Source organism: Paenibacillus sp. NPDC058174 (assembly GCF_042883865.1).
Taxonomy (GTDB): Bacteria; Bacillota; Bacilli; order Paenibacillales; family Paenibacillaceae; genus Pristimantibacillus.
Genome location: NZ_JBHVUY010000011.1, coordinates 63,342 through 81,418 on the forward strand (window position 1 = coordinate 63,342; position 18,077 = coordinate 81,418).

General features: G+C 52.1%; 18 protein-coding genes. 17 read left to right on the forward strand and 1 reads right to left on the reverse strand.

Features of this window, described 5'->3' with window-relative positions:
* The first annotated feature begins 12 nt into the window (after window positions 1-12).
* From ACFVVF_RS27550 to ACFVVF_RS27610, 13 genes are read left to right on the forward strand one after another with little or no spacing between them, the layout of a single operon-like run.
* Window positions 13-936: a glycosyltransferase family 2 protein gene (locus ACFVVF_RS27550; RefSeq protein WP_387816264.1), complete on the forward strand. Its 924-nt coding sequence runs from the start codon at window positions 13-15 to the stop codon at window positions 934-936.
* Window positions 900-2,015: a glycosyltransferase family 4 protein gene (locus ACFVVF_RS27555; RefSeq protein WP_387816266.1), complete on the forward strand. Its 1,116-nt coding sequence runs from the start codon at window positions 900-902 to the stop codon at window positions 2,013-2,015. Before ACFVVF_RS27550 ends, ACFVVF_RS27555 begins: the two co-directional genes overlap by 37 nt.
* The gene (locus tag ACFVVF_RS27560) at window positions 2,012-3,133 is read left to right on the forward strand and encodes a glycosyltransferase family 4 protein (RefSeq protein ID WP_387816268.1); all 1,122 of its coding nucleotides are present in this window, start codon (window positions 2,012-2,014) and stop codon (window positions 3,131-3,133) included. Before ACFVVF_RS27555 ends, ACFVVF_RS27560 begins: the two co-directional genes overlap by 4 nt.
* Entirely contained in the window at window positions 3,130-4,182 is a 1,053-nt protein-coding gene (locus ACFVVF_RS27565; protein ID WP_387816270.1) for a glycosyltransferase family 4 protein, read from the forward strand. Before ACFVVF_RS27560 ends, ACFVVF_RS27565 begins: the two co-directional genes overlap by 4 nt.
* A 45-nt stretch (window positions 4,183-4,227) precedes the next feature.
* The gene (locus ACFVVF_RS27570; protein WP_387816272.1) at window positions 4,228-5,406 is read left to right on the forward strand and encodes a glycosyltransferase family 4 protein; all 1,179 of its coding nucleotides are present in this window, start codon (window positions 4,228-4,230) and stop codon (window positions 5,404-5,406) included.
* A gap of 24 nt (window positions 5,407-5,430) precedes the next feature.
* Complete coding sequence (locus ACFVVF_RS27575) at window positions 5,431-6,297, forward strand: glycosyltransferase family 2 protein (protein ID WP_387816274.1); 867 nt, start codon at window positions 5,431-5,433, stop codon at window positions 6,295-6,297.
* A gap of 35 nt (window positions 6,298-6,332) precedes the next feature.
* Entirely contained in the window at window positions 6,333-7,541 is a 1,209-nt protein-coding gene (locus ACFVVF_RS27580) for a glycosyltransferase family 4 protein (protein ID WP_387816276.1), read from the forward strand.
* Window positions 7,538-8,656 (forward strand): glycosyltransferase, encoded by a 1,119-nt coding sequence (locus tag ACFVVF_RS27585; RefSeq protein WP_387816278.1) that lies wholly within the window; start codon window positions 7,538-7,540, stop codon window positions 8,654-8,656. Before ACFVVF_RS27580 ends, ACFVVF_RS27585 begins: the two co-directional genes overlap by 4 nt.
* Window positions 8,657-8,710: 54 nt before the next feature.
* Window positions 8,711-9,658, forward strand: a complete 948-nt coding sequence (locus tag ACFVVF_RS27590) for an aldolase (protein ID WP_387816280.1) — start codon at window positions 8,711-8,713, stop codon at window positions 9,656-9,658.
* Window positions 9,655-9,957 carry a lasso peptide biosynthesis PqqD family chaperone gene (locus ACFVVF_RS27595; protein ID WP_387816282.1) on the forward strand — a complete coding sequence of 101 codons (303 nt, stop codon included), beginning with the start codon at window positions 9,655-9,657 and terminating at the stop codon, window positions 9,955-9,957. The genes ACFVVF_RS27590 and ACFVVF_RS27595 overlap by 4 nt, the downstream gene beginning before the upstream one ends.
* A 1-nt stretch (window position 9,958) precedes the next feature.
* Window positions 9,959-10,429: a lasso peptide biosynthesis B2 protein gene (locus ACFVVF_RS27600; RefSeq protein WP_387816284.1), complete on the forward strand. Its 471-nt coding sequence runs from the start codon at window positions 9,959-9,961 to the stop codon at window positions 10,427-10,429.
* Window positions 10,426-11,610: a nucleotidyltransferase domain-containing protein gene (locus ACFVVF_RS27605; RefSeq protein ID WP_387816286.1), complete on the forward strand. Its 1,185-nt coding sequence runs from the start codon at window positions 10,426-10,428 to the stop codon at window positions 11,608-11,610. Before ACFVVF_RS27600 ends, ACFVVF_RS27605 begins: the two co-directional genes overlap by 4 nt.
* A gap of 15 nt (window positions 11,611-11,625) precedes the next feature.
* Entirely contained in the window at window positions 11,626-13,419 is a 1,794-nt protein-coding gene (locus ACFVVF_RS27610; RefSeq protein ID WP_387816288.1) for an ABC transporter ATP-binding protein, read from the forward strand.
* A gap of 108 nt (window positions 13,420-13,527) precedes the next feature.
* On the opposite strand, the gene ACFVVF_RS27615 is transcribed toward ACFVVF_RS27610, so the two are convergent.
* A complete protein-coding gene (locus ACFVVF_RS27615; RefSeq protein WP_387816290.1) occupies window positions 13,528-13,656 on the reverse strand; it encodes a paeninodin family lasso peptide in 129 nt (42 codons plus the stop codon).
* Window positions 13,657-13,937: 281 nt separating this feature from the next.
* Between ACFVVF_RS27615 and ACFVVF_RS27620 the strand changes: the two genes are divergently transcribed.
* The 4 genes from ACFVVF_RS27620 to ACFVVF_RS27635 are packed head-to-tail and all read left to right on the forward strand — an operon-like array spanning window position 13,938 to window position 18,045.
* Window positions 13,938-15,068, forward strand: coding sequence for a P-loop NTPase family protein (locus ACFVVF_RS27620; RefSeq protein ID WP_387816292.1), 1,131 nt, complete (start codon window positions 13,938-13,940; stop codon window positions 15,066-15,068).
* Window positions 15,058-16,299: a TadA family conjugal transfer-associated ATPase gene (locus ACFVVF_RS27625; RefSeq protein WP_387816326.1), complete on the forward strand. Its 1,242-nt coding sequence runs from the start codon at window positions 15,058-15,060 to the stop codon at window positions 16,297-16,299. The genes ACFVVF_RS27620 and ACFVVF_RS27625 overlap by 11 nt, the downstream gene beginning before the upstream one ends.
* Window positions 16,296-17,168, forward strand: a complete 873-nt coding sequence (locus tag ACFVVF_RS27630) for a type II secretion system F family protein (RefSeq protein ID WP_387816294.1) — start codon at window positions 16,296-16,298, stop codon at window positions 17,166-17,168. Before ACFVVF_RS27625 ends, ACFVVF_RS27630 begins: the two co-directional genes overlap by 4 nt.
* A 13-nt stretch (window positions 17,169-17,181) precedes the next feature.
* On the forward strand, window positions 17,182-18,045 hold the full coding sequence (locus ACFVVF_RS27635; RefSeq protein ID WP_387816295.1) for a type II secretion system F family protein: 864 nt from the start codon (window positions 17,182-17,184) through the stop codon (window positions 18,043-18,045).
* The last annotated feature ends 32 nt before the right edge of the window (window positions 18,046-18,077 follow it).

Sequence of the window (18,077 nt, forward strand, 5' to 3'; positions counted from 1 at the left end):
ATGAAATTGCGGATGAGCGTAATAATCCCGTCTTACAACCGGTTATCAAGCTTAAGGCTATGTTTGGAAGGATTGAGCAGACAAAGCAGGCTGCCGAACGAGATTATCGTAGTTGTGCGCGATACGGATGAAGTGACAAGGGCGTTTATGAGGGAGCAGGAGGCATCTGACATTCGAATGGTTACTGTCTCGAAGTCAGGTGTTGTAGCGGCACTAAATGCCGGCCTGCAACATGCTACGGGCGACATTATAACCATTACTGACGACGATACGATCGCTTGTCCGGACTGGATTGAACGCATCGGTTTTCATTTTGAGCATAATGAACGGCTTGGCGGCCTCGGGGGGAAGGACTGGGTCTATCATTCGGGACAGCTGGAGACGGGCCAGAAAAGGCGTGTTGGCCAATTGTTATGGTTCGGCAGAATGGTGGGCAACCATCATATCGGCTATGGCGAAGCGAGACAAGCGGATATTTTGAAAGGCGTTAATATGAGCTTCAGGAAACAGGCAATAGAGGGCATCACATTCGACGCAAATTTGAAGGGGAACGGAGCACAGGTTCATTTGGAGGTTCCCTTTTGTCTCGCGGTCAAGAAGAGGGGATGGGTCCTTCTTTACGATCCGAATGTAGGCGTCAGGCATTTTCCGGCCGAACGATTCGATGAGGACAAGCGCAATTCGTTCAATGAAGCTGCTTTCTTCAACATGGCTCATAACGAGACGTACTCTCTGCTGCGAAATCTGGGCGCCGCCAAAAGATACGTCTATCTGCTCTGGGCATTTTTGATCGGCAGCAAGGTTTCACCGGGGTTGCTTCAATGGATCAGGCTAATGCCTCAAGATAAATCGGCAGGAATGAAAAAGCTGCTTATTTCAATTAAAGGAAGAGTTGAAGGATGGAGAACATGGAAACTGTACCGGAATTCAAATTGAACCGTCTGCGGGTTGCCGTTATTGCGTTAGAGTTCATCTCTCCCCGTCATCGAACGGGGGGCGTAAGTCATTACAACCATCGGCTTTGTATGAAGCTGGCTGAAATGGGCTGTGACGTTACAGCAATTACGATGAATGCCTATTCTGGAGAACTGGGCTATAAGTTATTGCCTTTGTTCGAAGACAAGGAAGTTACTAACCGCTTTGTCCGCTACTATATGGCTCCGATTAAAGGAAGGACAATCGACTTTGCCGATTATGATCTCGTTATTTCCAGCGGCGATGACTGGGCGATGCGCCGGTCGGAGAAGACTTGGATCCGCATTATGCACGGCAGTGCCTACAGAGAAGTGCAGCATAATAAAAAGTGGCTCCGCAAACTTAACCTTTCCTTGCTGTATGTGCTGGAACTGCTTTCCTTGAGACAGTCCACCGTCACGTTGTTCAATTCAAAGGATACACAAACACTTTATCGTTCACGGCTGCAGGATAAAGTACTGCATTTGCCGGTCGATCATCAGCTGTTTCATCCCGGTGAGAAAGCGGAGGATCCTGCCATTTTGTTTGTAGGAGCGCTGGACAGCCGGAAAAGGGGCCGTCTTTTAAGAGATTTGTTCATCTCCGAGATTAAGCCAAAGATCCCGAATGCAAAGCTTTGGATGGTCTGCTATCCCGATGAGCCGCACGAGGGTGTCACCTATTACCAAAGCTTGAGTACAGAGCAGCTCGCGGAGCTGTACCGGAAAGCTCATATCTATTGCATGCCTTCCACTTACGAGGGATTTGGGCTTCCGTATCTGGAAGCGCTGGCTAGCGGGACATTGGTCGTCAGTACACCAAACCCAGGAGCGGTGGAGATTCTGGGGGAGGGGCAGTATGGTGTTCTTGCTTCGGATGAAGGGCTTGCATCTGCTCTAATCGATGGACTGTTAAGCGGGGACAGCTTTAAGGACAAGGTTGCAGATGGGCTGGAGTGGGCAAGATCGCATAGCTGGGAGGCAGTGGCCTCCGAATATTTGTCCTATTGCCCGCAATGGAAGGGCGCAGGCGCGATGGAAACGGCAGGTGCAACGCAATGAACATTTTGCTCTCTATTCATCATGAAATGAATAAGAACGCAGGCGCGCCTGGTGTTACTTATCAGCTTTATAAGCAGTATCAGAGGCTAGGCCATCATGCTGTTCTGTTCTCCTTCGACGATCTGCCCAGCTACGTGCCGGGTAAATGGAAAGGAATTGTTTTTCCCTATTTCCTGTTTCGTCGAATCAGACAGCTTGCCCGAGCAGGACAGTTGGATGTAGTCGACGCTTCCAGCGGCGATGCCTGGCTGTGGGCGCTGCTTAGAAGCAGGAGACATTCCCCCGCTCTCGTGTCGCGAAGCCATGGTCTGGAGCATACGATGCACGAAAATTTACTGGAGGAGCAGCGCAGGGGTCATGTGAAGCTATCCTGGAAATATCCTCTTTATCATGGCGGGCTTCGGCTTCAGGAAGTTGCGATTTCTTTCCGAAGAGCCGACGGTGCTTTGTTTCTGAATCATCGTGATTTTGAATATGCAGTGAGCCGGCTGAAGGTTAAAAGTCCGTTTGCGCGCGTAGTAAGAAACGGATTGCCGGATGAATTTCTTCAATTGCCGATTGTTTTCCAGAAGGAAAAGGAAATTCGAATTGCCCAAATTGGGTCGTACATACCAAGGAAAGGTATTCTTTATACGGCTCAGGCGCTAGACGGAATTTTACGGGAATATCCTCATGTCAAAATGTCGTTTATCGGTACAGGCTGTTCTCGTGAGACGGTTCTGAGGGACTATGCCGAAGCACTTCACGGCCAAATTGAAGTGGTCAGTGAATATTCGCATGAGGAGCTTCCCTCCCTGCTGGCGGATCATCATATTAAGCTGTTTCCAACGCTTTCGGAGGGCTTTCCGCTTTCTCTTATAGAAGCGATGGCATGCGGGCTGGCACCAGTTACTTCCTTTACAACGGGTTCCTTCCTCGTTGACGGCCGTGACGCTTTAATTGTTCCTTTTCGGGATAGTACCGCTATTCAGAGTAAACTGCGTCAGCTTATAGAAGACCCTGATTATTTGCTTGCAGTTCGGAAGAAGGCTTACGAGACTGCGCAGCAGCATGAGTGGAATCGGATCGCGGGGGAGGCTATTGCCTTTTATGAGCAATTGAAGGAGGTCAACTTATGAGGATTTTGCATCTGGCGAATCATGTTGAAGAGATAGGCAATGGAATCGTCAATGTCATGGTTGATTTGGCATGTGAACAGTCCAAAATGGGACATGACGTCTCCGTGGCTTCAGGTGGTGGCAGCTACGAAACGCTGCTGCACAGCTATGGAGTCAGCCACTATGTGCTGGACCAGTCGAGAAAGCCCAGTTCAATGCTGCAGGCTTTCTTTCGTTTTCGCACGCTGGTGCGCAAGGTAAAGCCGGACGTGATTCATGCCCATATGATGACAGGAGCGCTATTGTCACGTTTATTGAAGGGAATGAACCGTTATAAGCTGGTGACACATGTCCACAACGAATTTCAGAAGCACGCCGATCTCATGAGGGTTGGCGACAGCGTAATTGCAGTCAGCCAGGCGGTATCGGAGTCAATGGCAGGCAGAGGCATCCGCCATGACAAGTTAAGAGTGATATTAAACGGGACCGTAGGCAGTCCGCGAAAGCATGCAGCCGCAAAGCGGGAACTGAAAGGAAAGGCAATTGTGACGGTTGCCGGGATGTACGCACGCAAAGGAATTGCGGATCTGATTGAAGCGTTTGACCTCATCGCTCGGGAGGTCGAGGATGCGCATTTGTATATTGTCGGAAATGGACCAGACCGGTCCCAGTTTGAACAGTTAGCAGCTTGTTCAGAATATCGTGACCGTATCCGGTTTGAAGGATTTCAGCGGGATCCTTATTCGTATATGACAGCGGCTGATGTATTCGTACTGGCTTCACATCGCGAGCCGTTCGGACTCGTACTTATTGAAGCAAGGGAAGCGGGCTGCGCCATTGTGGCTACATCCGTAGACGGCATACCGGAAGCGCTGGATAACGGAGAAGCCGGTATGCTAGTTCCTCCAAGAAACCCGAGGCTTCTTGCGGAAGCGGTGATCGGACTGCTTGCATATCCGGAACGGCAATTAGAATACCGGAGGCGTGCCGGCGAGGGCCTGTGGGCCTATGATGTGAAGCGTGTTGCAGATGAAACGATGAAAGTGTATGCCGAGGTTCTTGTTAAATAGGCATTCCAATATCTTGAAAACGATCAGAAAGAGAGAGAAGCGACAATGAAGCTGCTATCTACAGGATTGGGCTGGAATGAGCTGCAGCCGGGAGGATTAAACCGGTATTTTGCAGATTATAATGCCGCTATGAAGGAGTACGGGCATGCTGGGCTGGGACTTGTCGTAACGGAGAGTGGGGACCAGCTGTCGACCAACTTGAATATAGTCGAGGCTGCTTCCTCGGGTACACCTCTGATTGCCCGAATGCGGTCGCTTAAGCGGATGGCTCGTCAATCTGTTGACGCATTCCAGCCGGAGGTGTTCAATCCGCATTTTGCACCATATGCGGCAATGATATCCAGAGCTGTCTTGCCTCCGCATGTGCCGATTGTCACTCATTTTCACGGACCGTGGGCGCTAGAGTCAAAGCTGGAGGAGCATCATCGCTCTCCCTTTATGAGAGAGTCCAGATATTGGGTGAAGAAGCAAGTAGAGCTGCTGACGTATCGCCGTTCTGACAGCTTTATCGTTCTAAGCGAATACTTCCGGGACATTCTTATTGAGCAATACGGCATAGAGAGTCATCGGATACATATTATTCCCGGCGCGGTAGAGCATGAGAAATTCAAGCCGCATCCCGATAGGGAGAGCCTAAGAAGAAAGCTTGGCGTTCAGCCTGAGCAGCAGCTTTTGTTCTGTGCCCGAAGAATCGTTCGCCGGATGGGCATTGATCGTCTAATCGAATCGATGAATGCAGTTGTGGCGCTGCATCCGGGTGTTCGTCTGTGTATTGCAGGAGACGGAGCGATGCGGGAGGAATATAGCCGACTCGTCGAGAGTCTCCGGCTTTCCGATCACGTCAAGCTGCTGGGCAGGGTGTCGAATGAGGAATTAGTGGAATGGTATCAGGCGGCGGACATGAGCATCGTTCCAACGATAACGCTCGAGGGATTCGGGCTCGTTACCGTAGAGTCGCTGTCCTGCGGCACTCCGGTGCTCGGTACGCCTTATGGCGGAACAAGAGAAATTTTAGGCAAGCTGTCGGCGGATTTGTTGTTTAAGGATGGAACGTCCGAGTCGATTAGCGAGACGATAATAGCAGCTTTGGAACAAAGATTGCACATACCCTCCCGTGAAGAATGCAGAGAGCATGTCATGCAGCATTACACATGGGACAGAGTTGCAGATGCAGTGACTCAAGTATTCGAAGTTGAGCTCGAGAAAAGGAAGCGATTCCGTTAGACGGTTAATTGGAGGTAGCAGGCCATGAGTATTCAACTCAGTATTTGCATTTGTACGAGAAACCGTCCTGAGGATCTGGAGAAGGCGCTAATCTCAATTGAACAATCTTCGATGCCGGCATTTGAAACTATTGTCTCAGACGATAGTACAGATTTTCGTACAAGGGATTTGGTTGCAGCTAAATTCCCGCAAGCTGTGTATATCGAAGGGCCGAGAAAGGGGCTGGGTCCGAACCGTAATCATGTGCTGCAGCGCGCAGAAGGAACGCATCTCTTGTTTATGGATGACGACATGGAACTGGGAACGGAATGCATTGAGCGGCTGAACAGCAGGTTGGACCAAGTTGAAGCGGCTCGCAGAGATAAGGTGATTCTGACCGGAATCGAATATGGCCGTGACAACGATAAAGTATATCCGAAGGACCAATCATTTCTCGGATATCAGACCAAGCTGTACGACCGGACAGAGGGACTAAACACGCTAGTAATAGGGAGCGCGATTTTCCCTTGCGAATTGTTCCAGACGGTTCTCTTTGACGAGCAGTTGGTGTACGGGTACGACGAGGTCGATATTTCGACAAGAGCTGTAAAGAGCGGCTATGAGATTATATTGTGCGAGCAAGCTTTTATTACCCATAACAGCTCTCCGGTCAACCGGGATTATTATAAGCCGGTTATTGAGGCGTCCAGATTTTATGTCACATACAAACGTTATGCTTACACGGAGAAGCTCCCCTTGAAGGGCTGGATGTTCTTCTCGCTTGCTTGCTGCCACTTGCTGCTGAGTGATTTGAAGCGTAAGGGGCTGCCAGGCCTTAAGGATGCGAGAAGAACGATGGAAACCTCTTTAACTTATATTCGCAATTACCGGCAAACCGAAGCCGGACGTTAGTTCCTTGTGCAAAAGGAAGAAAGGACGCGATACCGATGAGAATCGCTCTGTATAATCACACGAGCGAAGTGAGCGGCGCGGAGATTAATTTGCTGCTGACCGCAGCCTATATGCCGCAGACTTCATTTGTTTTGTTTGCCCCTGAAGGCGAACTGCTGGACCGGGCGAGGGCACAGGGCATGGAGACGGTTGCGCTGCCGGGCTATAGTGCCAGACTGTCGATGAATCCGATTCGCTTGATTAAGGGAGCCGCCGGGATGGCGCTCGCGGGATGGCGGTTCGCTTCTATGGTGAGAAAGGCACAGCCGGATGCGATCCACGCCAATTCGGTGCGTGCCGGCATTATGGCATCGTTGTTCCGCTGGTATCACCGGATTCCGCTAGCCTGGCATCTTCATGATATGCCGCCGAAAGGGATGGTTGGCCGGCTGATCCGGATACTTGCGGCCGGTACGGCACAGGCTCTGATTGCAATCTCGCAGCCTGTACTGGAGGGGATGAACACCAAGGCGCTGGCGAGCCGGATTCATCTTGTTCATAACGGCGCTATATTAAGAGAGCAGGATGATCTTGCCAGAAGGTATAGGAAGAAGGAGCTTCGAGGCGAGCTTCAAACGCCGATGGAAAGCAGTGTGCTTGTCATCGTTGGGCAGATTGCACCGTGGAAGCGGCAGGAGGATGCGATTCAGGCGCTTGATGCTCTGCTTCGAGAGGAACGCGACCTCTATTTATGGATCGTGGGAGAACCTAAATTCCGCGTGGAGAACGAGGTTTATTTGGAGCAGCTGAAGCTGCTTGTTTCCATTTTACATAGGGAAGACCGTGTGCGCTTTACCGGCTTTCGAGAAGATATTGAAGCGATTTGCGGCGCTGCCGACATGCTGCTGCTCTGCTCGGAGAGTGAGCCCTTTGGACGGGTCATTATCGAAGCAATGGCGAAGGGAACGCCCGTCGTTGCGACCGATGGCGGCGGCGTATCGGATATTATTAAGCACGGCGTAAGCGGTCTGCTGTATCCGGCGAAGGATGTTAAGGCACTTGCCGCCAGCATTGGAAGCGTACTGGACGATCGCAAGCTGCGGACATCGTTAAGTATGTACGGCCGCCAGAGGATTGAAGATTTCTTTTCTATTGAAGGAGCCGCTGAGAAGCTGGAGCGTGTCTATATGGGCATTGCGAGAACACGCCAGCGTACAGGCGTGAATGCGAAGCCGGTTGAACGAGCGAGGGGGATTGCCAAATGAATCGTCCCAGAGTAGCGATTGTCCACGATTATTTGAATCAAATGGGCGGAGCGGAGCGGGTCGTGGGCGTGCTGCACAAAATGTTTCCCGAAGCGCCGATCTACACGACGATCGTCGATCAGGATAAGCTGCTTCCGGAGCTGAGGTCGGCATCGATCATTACGACATGGATGCAGCGGATTCCGCGGATAACGAGCAGCTTCAAGCTCTATTTCTGGCTTTATCCGTTTGCAGTCAGATCGATAAATGTTAAAAACTACGATATTATCGTCAGCTCCAGCAGCGCCTACGCCAAAGGGGTGCGCAAGCCGAGAGGCAGCGTGCATGTCTGCTATTGCCATGCGCCGATGCGATTCGCCTGGGATTTCGACAGCTATATGGACCATACCCGGCTGCCAAAGCCACTGAAGGCGATAGCGAGAGCTTTCACGCTGCCGCTTCGCAGATGGGATAAGGCGAATTCCAAGCGGGTGGATAAAGTGATCGCGAATTCCAATGTCGTAAAGGGCCGGATTAAGCAATATTACGGACTTGATGCCGATGTTGTATTTCCTCCAGTCGATATAAGCCGCTTCTCTGTTGCTGATGAACAGCCGGAGGATTACTACCTCATCGTCTCGCGCCTTGCTTCCTACAAACGGCTTGATCTGGCAGTAGAGGCCTGCACGAGGCTGAATAAGAAGCTGCTCATTATCGGAGATGGAGATGACCGGGAGCGGCTGGAGCAGTTAGCAGGGCCAACGGTTTCTTTTCTGGGCCGAATCGGTGACGCCGAGGTCGTCTCCCATATGCAGAGATGCAAAGCGCTGTTGTTCCCCGGACTTGAGGATTTCGGCATTACTCCGCTGGAGGCCAACGCCTGCGGCCGACCGGTCATCGCTTATCGCGGAGGCGGTGCTCTGGATACGATTGTTCCGGGGCTAAATGGGATGTACTTTGAGGCACAGACAACAGAGTCATTCGCCGAGGCGCTGGACAGCTTTGACAACCATATCTGGAATGCCGGGGCGATCCGGGAGCATGCGGAAAAGTTCAACGAGCGGCTATTTACGGAGAAATTGCTCCATTATGTAGATTTTACAATAAAAGAGAGAAAAAAAGATACAAATTGTTAACTGATTATGCTATAATTGCTACAATTAGTATCATTTAAGGGGGCAATTGCTCATATGATGCATGATCGTATGGTTATAGACAGGCGGCAGTATCGGGCATTCGGTCTGCGAATCTCAAGCGATTTCGAGCTGCCGGAATTGCTGGGCGTGAATGAGCCGGGATTTGAGCCGGATCTCGTCGTGGAACGGGCGGACTTGACGGCCATCCGCAATGAATTGGACCCGAATCGGCCCTTCGCAGTCAAAGAGAATGAGATGGTACTCAGCTTGGAAAATGCAGCGACTTACCGGATAACGAGCGGCAGCCGGATTCAGATGATGCCGGCGGAAGGCGCCGATCCGCGTGACTATCGGATTTATTTGCTGGGGATCGGGTTCGCGGTGGCCTTATTTCAACGCGGAGCCATTCCGCTGCATGGCAGCGCCGTCGTCATTGAAGGAAGGGCGTATGCCTTCGTCGGGGAATGCGGAGCGGGCAAATCGACCTTGGCGGCAGCTTTTTTACGTCAGGGCTGCAAGCTGTTAAGCGATGATATCGTTCCGGTTACGCTTGGAGCTGGCGGCAATGGCTTTATCGCGCATCCGGGATTTCCGCAGCAGAAGCTGTGGCGGGAAAGTCTCGACTTTTTCCAAATGCGTTCGGAGCAGTTTAAGGCCATCGCAGATGATTATGATAAGTATGCCATACCGGTAACGGACGGGTTTCATCGGGAGTCGCTGCCCCTGGCCGCGATATTCGAATTGGAAGCGACAGCGGATAGTGAGTCTGTCGAGTTGAAGCCGCTATCGAAGCTGGAGCGGATGCAACTGCTCTATAGGCATACTTATAGCGGTGAGGTGCTTACGAAGCTTGATCTCAGACAATGGCATTTCCAGATGTCTGCAGCTGTCGCATCGCAGGTGGATTGCTACATGCTGAAGCGTCCGAAGCACGGTTTTACGGCGGATTTGCTAGTAAATGAAATCTTAAATCTAGCGGTGAAGGGAGAAATGGTGAAATGACAACTCCATCCGGTGTTTTTGCAGGGCAGACCGTCATGCGTGCGGAGGGCTTTCTCGTAAGCGATATGGGCGGCGATAAGGTGATGATGAGCGTCGCGACCGGGAAGTATTACAATTTGGGCCAGACAGGCGGCCGGATATGGGAGCTTCTGTCGGCGCCTTCCAGTCTGGAGGGGCTGGTCGACGCGTTATGCTCGGAGTACGAGATCGACCGCGAAGCATGCGAGCGTCAAGTAGCTGCCTTCCTGTCCCAGCTGACAGAGCAAGGGCTCATTCAGACGCGTTCCAACGAAGCTTAACATGGCTGGCAGGGTCAGAAAATGGCTGGCGTCCGACCGCCGGACGAAGCTGCTGCTGCTGGAAGCCTATTGGTACTTGGGCTGGGCCCGGATCGTGAAGGCGATGCCGTTCTCCAAAGTTGCACCCTCACTCGGTGTGGCAATGGAAGAGACAGCTTACGTCTCTTCCCCGGGTCATGAGGAGACAGCGCGAATGATCTCACGGACGCTGCGCATTATGAGCAGATACACGCTCTGGGAGAGCAAATGCATGGTAATGGCGATTGCCGGTATGAAAATGATGGAGAAACGGGGCATCGAAAGCACGCTCTACCTGGGGACGAAAAAGGATGACAGCGGTAAAATGAGTGCGCATGCATGGCTTAGAGCGGGAGCCTTTTATGCAACGGGTGCAGAAATTATGAATCAGTATACGGTTGTAGCTATGTTCGCCAACGATGCGACCGTGTTTAAAGGAGAGAGAATGGGATGAGCAGCCTGAACGCGCTCGACAAGCGTTTCTTTTCGAAGGAATTTAATATGCTGCTGTTGCTGCTGCGAAGCGGCAGAACCGTTACCTTTGAAGAGGCATGGGAGCAGTCGCAGCAATTAGACTGGAATGAGTTTCTATCCTATGTCGGCTATCATCACGTCAACCCGGTTGTTTATCCTCTGCTCAAGCGGCTGAATGACGAGCGGCAGTTTGTTCCGCCGGCTATTATGCAGAAGATGAGCCAATATTTTATGAAAAATACATATGAAATGCTTCATCTGCGCGGAGAAATGGAGCGTATCATACAGCTTCTGGAGGGACGGGGCATACGCTCGCTGATGCTGAAGGGCCCCGTGCTGGCCGCTCTTCTTTATGGGGATATATCGGGAAGGACGTCGAAGGATCTCGACATTCTCGTCCCGAAGGCCGACATCAAGCGCACGGAAATGCTGCTGATGGAAGAAGGTTACCGCCTCAGTGAGGATACACCGCTGCTGCTGCATAATACCGAGCGCAAAACCCATCACCTCTCTTATTTTCATTATGAGAAAGGGATTGAAATCGAGCTGCATTGGCGGCTGAATCCCGATACGATTCAGGAGCCCGACTTCGAGCAATTATGGGCCAGAAGGCAAGCCAGCTCCCTGCATCCTTCGGTGCATTCGCTGGGCAATGAGGATTTGTTTCTGTACCTGGTGCTGCATGGAACAAGGCATGGCTGGTCCTGCTTGCGCTGGCTGCTCGATATCGACCGTATCGTCGCCAAACCGCTGGCGGGAGATACGATTCAGCAGCTGCTGCAAATCTATCGCGGCCGCGACTTAATCGGGCTTGCCTTCGTGCTGGCACGGGAGCTTCTAGGAACGAAGCTGCCTGACGCTCTCGCGCCGATGTCTGCCTCTAGAAAAGCGGATAAGCTTGCTCCTTATGTGCTGATTTTTATGAGGGAGCGGGCAATCCTGCATCCTAAGCCGGAGAAGCGGGATATTGCCATTCATTACAATCGCTACATGCTGGCTACGATGCCGTTCAGCCAGAAGGGGCTGTACCTGCTGAACAAGATTTATCCGAGCTCTTGGGATGCAGAGGTTCTGCCGCTTCCCAAAGCGCTTCATTTTCTTTATTTTCCGCTGCGTCCGTTTCTCTGGATATGGAGGCAAATGAAGCGGCAGTCCATTTAAGGAGGCTTTTCCAACGTGAAGGCAACGCTCATCTTATTGAAAAAACTGTATGCCGCAGCCGGCAGCAAGGTGCTGCTGCACTTGACGCTCATGCTTCTGGTCAGCTGTCTGGAGGGCATCGGCATTTTTCTGATCATTCCTTTGCTCAGCATTATCGGCGCTTTCGATATGAATGTCGATGCAGTGCCGTTCGTAGGTTCGGCGATGGAAGCGTTGGAAAGATTGAAAGTTCCGCTGAATTTGCCGATGGTGTTGGCGGCTTACATTCTGCTCGTTGGAGGACAGGCGCTCCTGCAGCGGAATCAGACGGTTCTCTCGGAGAAAATATCGCAGAAATATGTGAAGAGCTTGCGGGTCGAGACGCACCGCTCCCTGCTGCGGGCGAAATGGGAGTTTTTTCTGAAACGGAGAAACTCGGATTTCAATCAGATGCTGTCTACGGAATTGAACCGGGTAAGCCGGGGCATCGATTTGTTTCTGATGCTGATGTCCTCAGTAGCATTCACGGTGATTCAGATTGGATTTGCCATGTGGCTTTCGTTCCAGCTGACGGCGATTATTATCGCAAGCGGCCTTGTGCTTTCCCTGGTATCCCGAAGATTCATCCGCAAATCGGCGCAATACGGGCAAGAGTCCTCCCGGCTCTTCAAAAGCTATTTCGCTGGCTTGAACGACCATTTCGGCGGGATGAAGGATATTAAGAGCAATCAGCTGGAAAGCTCCCATATCTCGTGGTTTCAGACGCTGGCTGGGAAAATCGAAAGCAACTATTTGCGCGCTTACCGGCTGTACGCGAATTCGCAGTTTCTATACCGGATGACCTCCGTGCTGCTGGTCGCTGTATTTGTCTATTTCTCGATAACGTTTCTGCATGTTGCTGCGGAGCAGCTTCTGCTCATCGTGCTGATCTTTACGAGGCTGTGGCCAAGATTTATTTCGATACAATCCAGTCTGGAGCGTCTGGTATCGGAAATGTCGGCATTTGAATCACTGACAACGTTGCAGCGGGAAAGCGATGAGGCAAGGGAGGCACACGAATCGCTGGATGATAAGGAGATAGCGCCGCTTCGTGTCGAGGGAAGTATCGCTTGCAGCGGTATTCATTATCGGTATGACAGCGGCCCTGAGGCTCATTATGCTCTGAAAAATATCGATATAACGATTCCCGCCAATCAAATGACGGCGATCGTCGGCAAGTCAGGCGCGGGGAAAAGTACGCTGGTTGATCTGCTGATGGGGCTGATTAAGCCTAATTCCGGCAAGGTTTTGATCGATGGACAGGAACTGACGGATGAGCGCTTGTACGGGCTCAGGCAGTCTATCGGCTATGTCGCGCAGGATCCTTTTCTGTTTCATGGCAGCTTGCGGGAAAATTTGAAGCTGGTTGTCCCGGAAGCGACGGATGAGCAAATGTGGGAAGCATTGCGATTCTCGGCATCGGATCAGTTTGTCCGTAATTTGCCGCAGGGACTGGACACGATCGTGGGAGACCGCGGGGTCAAGCTATCCGGCGGAGAGCGGCAGCGTATTGTATTGGCAAGGGCAATCTTGCGCGAGCCGTCCATTCTGGTGCTGGATGAAGCAACAAGCGCGCTGGACAACGAGAATGAACTGCGGATTAAAGAGGCGCTTGAGCGGCTTAGGGGGAAAATGACGATTATCGTCATTGCCCACCGGCTGTCGACGATTCGCAATGCTAATCAGGTCATCGTGCTGGAGGACGGGGAGATCGTACAGCAGGGCGGGTATGCCCAGCTTTCTTCCGAGCCTCGGGGCGTTTTCCAGCGGCTGCTGGCGAGCCAGTCTTAAGCGTACGGCATTGCAGGCTTATTGCCTCCAATGCTTTTTTTTATTTGCGGGCAAAAAAATAAACCCAGTTCCTCTGTTGAGGAATAGGGTTCATTTGTATACTTTTTATTACCAAGGCCAACCCCAACCTCCGCTTTTTGGAGGCCAATGTTTGCCTTGCGCGTCAGCCTCACCCTCGTCGAATGTCATTTTCACATCCAACGTTTCCAGCTCAGGAGCTTCCCATTGTTTTTTCATACCGGTCACCTCCTTTCAAGGGTTATGGCAACTCATATGTATGAGCTACGTTACGTTTCTAAGTATATCATATATGATACGATTTGTATCTATTTTTTCTAATTTTTTTCAGTTTTTTTTGGAGGGAAATTGGTGGTTGACGAATCGATTGGACCTATGGTAAATTTTAGTCAATCTATAACGGCAAATACGGAAGCACCGTAAAAGGCCGCAGGAAACTGCGTCTTTTACGGTGCTTTTTTGCGTTTGTCCGAGGTGCTGCGTCAGAGGGGGGAAAGGCGATGAAGCTGCAATTGGCAATCGCAGTCAAGGAACAGGAATATGCGAGAAGGCTGGCGGATTACGTCCGCGACAGTCCGTTTGGTGAGAAGTGGCAGCTAACCGCATTTACTCATCCGGAAGCTTTTGTTCATTTTCTGAAAGGGGGGTATCCTGTTGATTTTATAGCGGCGCAGCCTTCAATGCTGAAGACTGCGGGTTCCTTTCTTCCGGGTGTGCCTACGGCTGTGCTGGCTGGAGGAAATGGCGATAGCGCAAATTTTCCGGAGCTGCGGCAATTTCAGCCGCTGCCCGAGCTGCTGCACCAGATTGCCGCACTTTATGCGGATTCCGGCATATCGAGGCAGAAAACGGAAGAAGGGGCATCCGTTCTGACTGTCTATTCGGCTTCTGGAGGTGTCGGCAAGACGACTTTATGCTTGCAGCTGATGCATACAGCGGGGGCTGGAGGCTTGAGGGCTTTTTATTTGAATTTGGAGCGCTGGAACGCGATGGAGGCATGGTTAGGCAAAGAGGCGGGCTCCTCCGAGGGTGAAGGCTTGTCGCAATTGCTTTACTTGCTGAAGGCGCAGCCGGAGAAGGTAAACGGCTGGCTGCTCCAACACCGCAAGCGGCATGCTGCGCTTAAGGGCGATTACTTGCCATCCTTCTCCAATGCAGATGATCGAATAACGCTTCAGGCCGGTGATGCTGAGGCAATCGTCAAGGCTATTGCCGCTTCCGGTCAATACGATTTGATTGTCATTGATATGGATGAGGGGCTTGATGAGCTGCATCTTGCTCTTTATGAACGAAGCGATCAGATTGTCTGGCTGCTGACCGATGATCCTTCCGTCAGGTGCAAGAGCGAGCTGGCATGCCGGTATGGCTCGCAGCGCTGGGGCAGCCGGTTCCAGGCAGTTGAACGGCGCTTCCGGTTCGTCGTGAACCGCCGCTCCGGAGGAAACGGGGAGCGGCTGCCGCAGCGGAATTGGAGCGATGCGAGAGCGATCGCTGCAGCTTTGCCGGAATATGAAGCGGACAGTCTCCAGCCGCAGTCCCTTATAGCAGCTCCGCAGTATAAAGCAGCGGTAGAGCGGCTATTCCGGCAGCTTATGAAGGAAGGAGGGGGAGACCGGCTTGCTGACGGATGAGATCGTCCTGTCGCTGCGGGAACAGATTCGCGCTCAAATTGATTTTGGAGGGGCGGTTTCTGATGAGCGGCTGATGGAACTGGTTGAGCGGAATGTATTCCGCTGGTGCGAAGAGCATCCGCTGACAGTCTCGGAGAAAGTAAAGCTGGTCCGCCGGCTCTATCATTCCTTTCGCGGACTCGATATTTTGCAGCCGCTGATGGATGACCCGACCGTAACGGAAATTATGATCAACCATCATGCGGAAATCTTTATTGAACGAGGCGGGCAAGTCTCTCTGCTTCCCGCTGCCTTCGAGAGCCGGGAGCGGCTGGAAGATCTTATACAAGCTGTCGTATCGAGCGTCAACCGTGTCGTCAATGAATCCTCGCCGATTGTCGATGCTAGGCTGAAGGACGGTTCACGTGTCCACGTCGTACTGCCGCCGGTAGCGCTGCGCGGGCCTTCAATGACGATCAGAAAGTTTCCTGAGCGTCCGTTAACGATGGATTCACTCGTTGCCTCCGGTTCTTTGTCAGACGAAGCAGCCAGACTGCTGCAGTTGCTGACACAGGCGCAATATAACCTTTTCATTAGCGGCGGTACAGGAACAGGGAAGACGACTTTCTTAAATGCATTATCCCAATATATAGCGAGAGATGAGCGCATTGTGACGATAGAGGATTCGGCAGAGCTGCAAATTCGCAGCGTCCCCAATCTTGTGTCGCTGGAGACACGGAATGCGAATACCGAGGGTAAAGGCGCCATTACGGTCCGGGAGCTCATTCGCGCTTCGCTGCGGATGCGTCCGAACCGGATCATTGTCGGAGAGGTTCGAGGCGGTGAGACGCTTGATATGCTGCAGGCGATGAACACAGGACATAGCGGATCGATGTCCACCGGCCATGCTAATGGAGCACGCGATATGATGGCCCGGCTGGAGACGATGGCGTTATCAGCGGCCGATATGCCGGTACAGGTCATCCGCCAGCAGATTGCCTCGGCGCTGGACATTGTCATTCATCTGTCCCGTTTCCGCGACCGCTCCAGGCGCGTGACGGAAATTAGCGAAGTGGTTGGCGTCGAGAACGGGGAGATCAACGTCGTTCCGTTGTATGTGTTTCACGAGGAAGGCGAGAGGGACGGCAAGGTAATCGGCCGATTGAAGCGTACGGAGCATAGGCTGCTTCACCGCGACAAGCTGCGGATGGCGGGCTTGGCGGAGCGTCTGAAGAGGGAGGAGGAGCAATGAGCCGTACGATAGGGACAGGATCGAAAGCAACGAAGCTTCAGAAGAGAAGGACGGGGCAGTCAACGAGAGTAAAAGCAGGACTCGCTTGGATGGGCTATTCGAACGCTGCCGGCGGAATCGGCACGGCATTGCAGGATTATGACGAGTACAGATTAACGATCCGTCAGTTCGTTGTGTCCGCTGCAGCAGGCTGGTGCATCGTTTTTGCAGCGATCTATTTGATATATCATTCGATCTTCATATCGATTGTGCTGGGCTGTATCGGCTGCTGCGCTCCCAGGCTGTATAAAGCATCCTTGCTGCGGCGGCGCAAGGAGAGGCTAAAGCTTCAATTCAAGGAAGCCCTATATTCTTTGACCTCATCGCTTGCGGCGGGAAGGTCCGTTGAGAATGCATTTGTCGCTACGATTGACGATTTGAAGCTGTTGTACCCCGACCCTCGGACAGAGCTGCTGCGCGAATTTATGATTGTCAAACACCGGCTTGACCACTCGGAGCCGCTGGAGCATGCTTTACGCCAATTTGCGGAGCGGGCGCATATTGACGATATCACGCAATTCGCCGAAGTATTCGCCGTGTGCAAACGATCTGGCGGCGACCTGGTGGAGGTGATGAAACGAACGTCGCAGACGATTGGAGAGAAGCTTGAAGTACAGCAGGAAATTGCCGTCATGGTCGCACAGAAGCGGTTTGAGGCTCGCATTATGATGGTCGTACCTTTTGCTTTTCTAGGCTTTCTAAGTGCTGCTGCTCCGGACTACATGGCTCCTCTCTACGGAGGTGCGGGATATGTGCTGTTGACGGCAGGCATGGCGGTATTGGGCTTATGCTTCTGGTTCATTCATAAAATGATGGACATTCGGGTATGAGGAGGGATGAGAGATGGCAGCAGTCCCGCTAATTCTTATAGCGGTGTGGTTTCTCCTGCTTGGAAGGCCAACGCTGGACAGGCTCATCCGTCTTCGGAAAAATCGGCGTGCATCACATAATGCCAAGGATTGGCTGCTGATTGATCCCTTTGCGAGAGTGCTGGAGAAGAGTGGCATCTATGAGCAGATACAGCTCCCGCTTAGCAGCTATCATGCCAAGCAAGTAGTTCTGCGCGGCTTGGATTGGTCTTTCGATCAGACGAAGCGGCTGCTGGCAGCCGCTGCTGCTTACGGTTATGCAGCCATTGCCGCTTGCTCGCTGCTTGCATGGCTGGCGGATGAAATGACTTTAATGGCAATGGGGATTATTATTGGCGTTCTGCTGTTTCTCCGCCCGATGCTGGAGGCTGGAAGGTTAATTGAGAAGCGAAAGCAGGCCGTTATATTGGAGCTGCCGGAGCTGCTCAGCAAGCTTATGCTGCTCGTCGGGGCAGGTGAAACCGTCATGCAAGCTTTGATTCGCTGTCAGGAGGGCAAGGAGTCCCAAGATCATCCCTTGTACAAGGAGTGGGGCAAGGTTGTTCACTCGCTAAGCAACGGAGAGTCATTCTCTGTTGCAGCGGAGAAGTTTAATCGCAGCTGCTCGGTACAAGAGGTATCCATTTTCACAACGGTATTGCTGCTTAACTACCGGAAAGGCGGCGAGCATTTCGTGCTTGCGCTGCGGGAGCTTTCCTATTCGCTTTGGGAGAAGCGAAAGGCAGTAGCCCGTTCACGAGGCGAGGAGGCCTCCTCTAAGCTGGTCTTTCCGCTGGTCGGGATTTTACTTGTACTGATGGTGTTCGTAGCAGCGCCGGCCATGCTGATGATGGGATAGAAGCAGACGCTTAACAAACTAAAAGCAGAGAG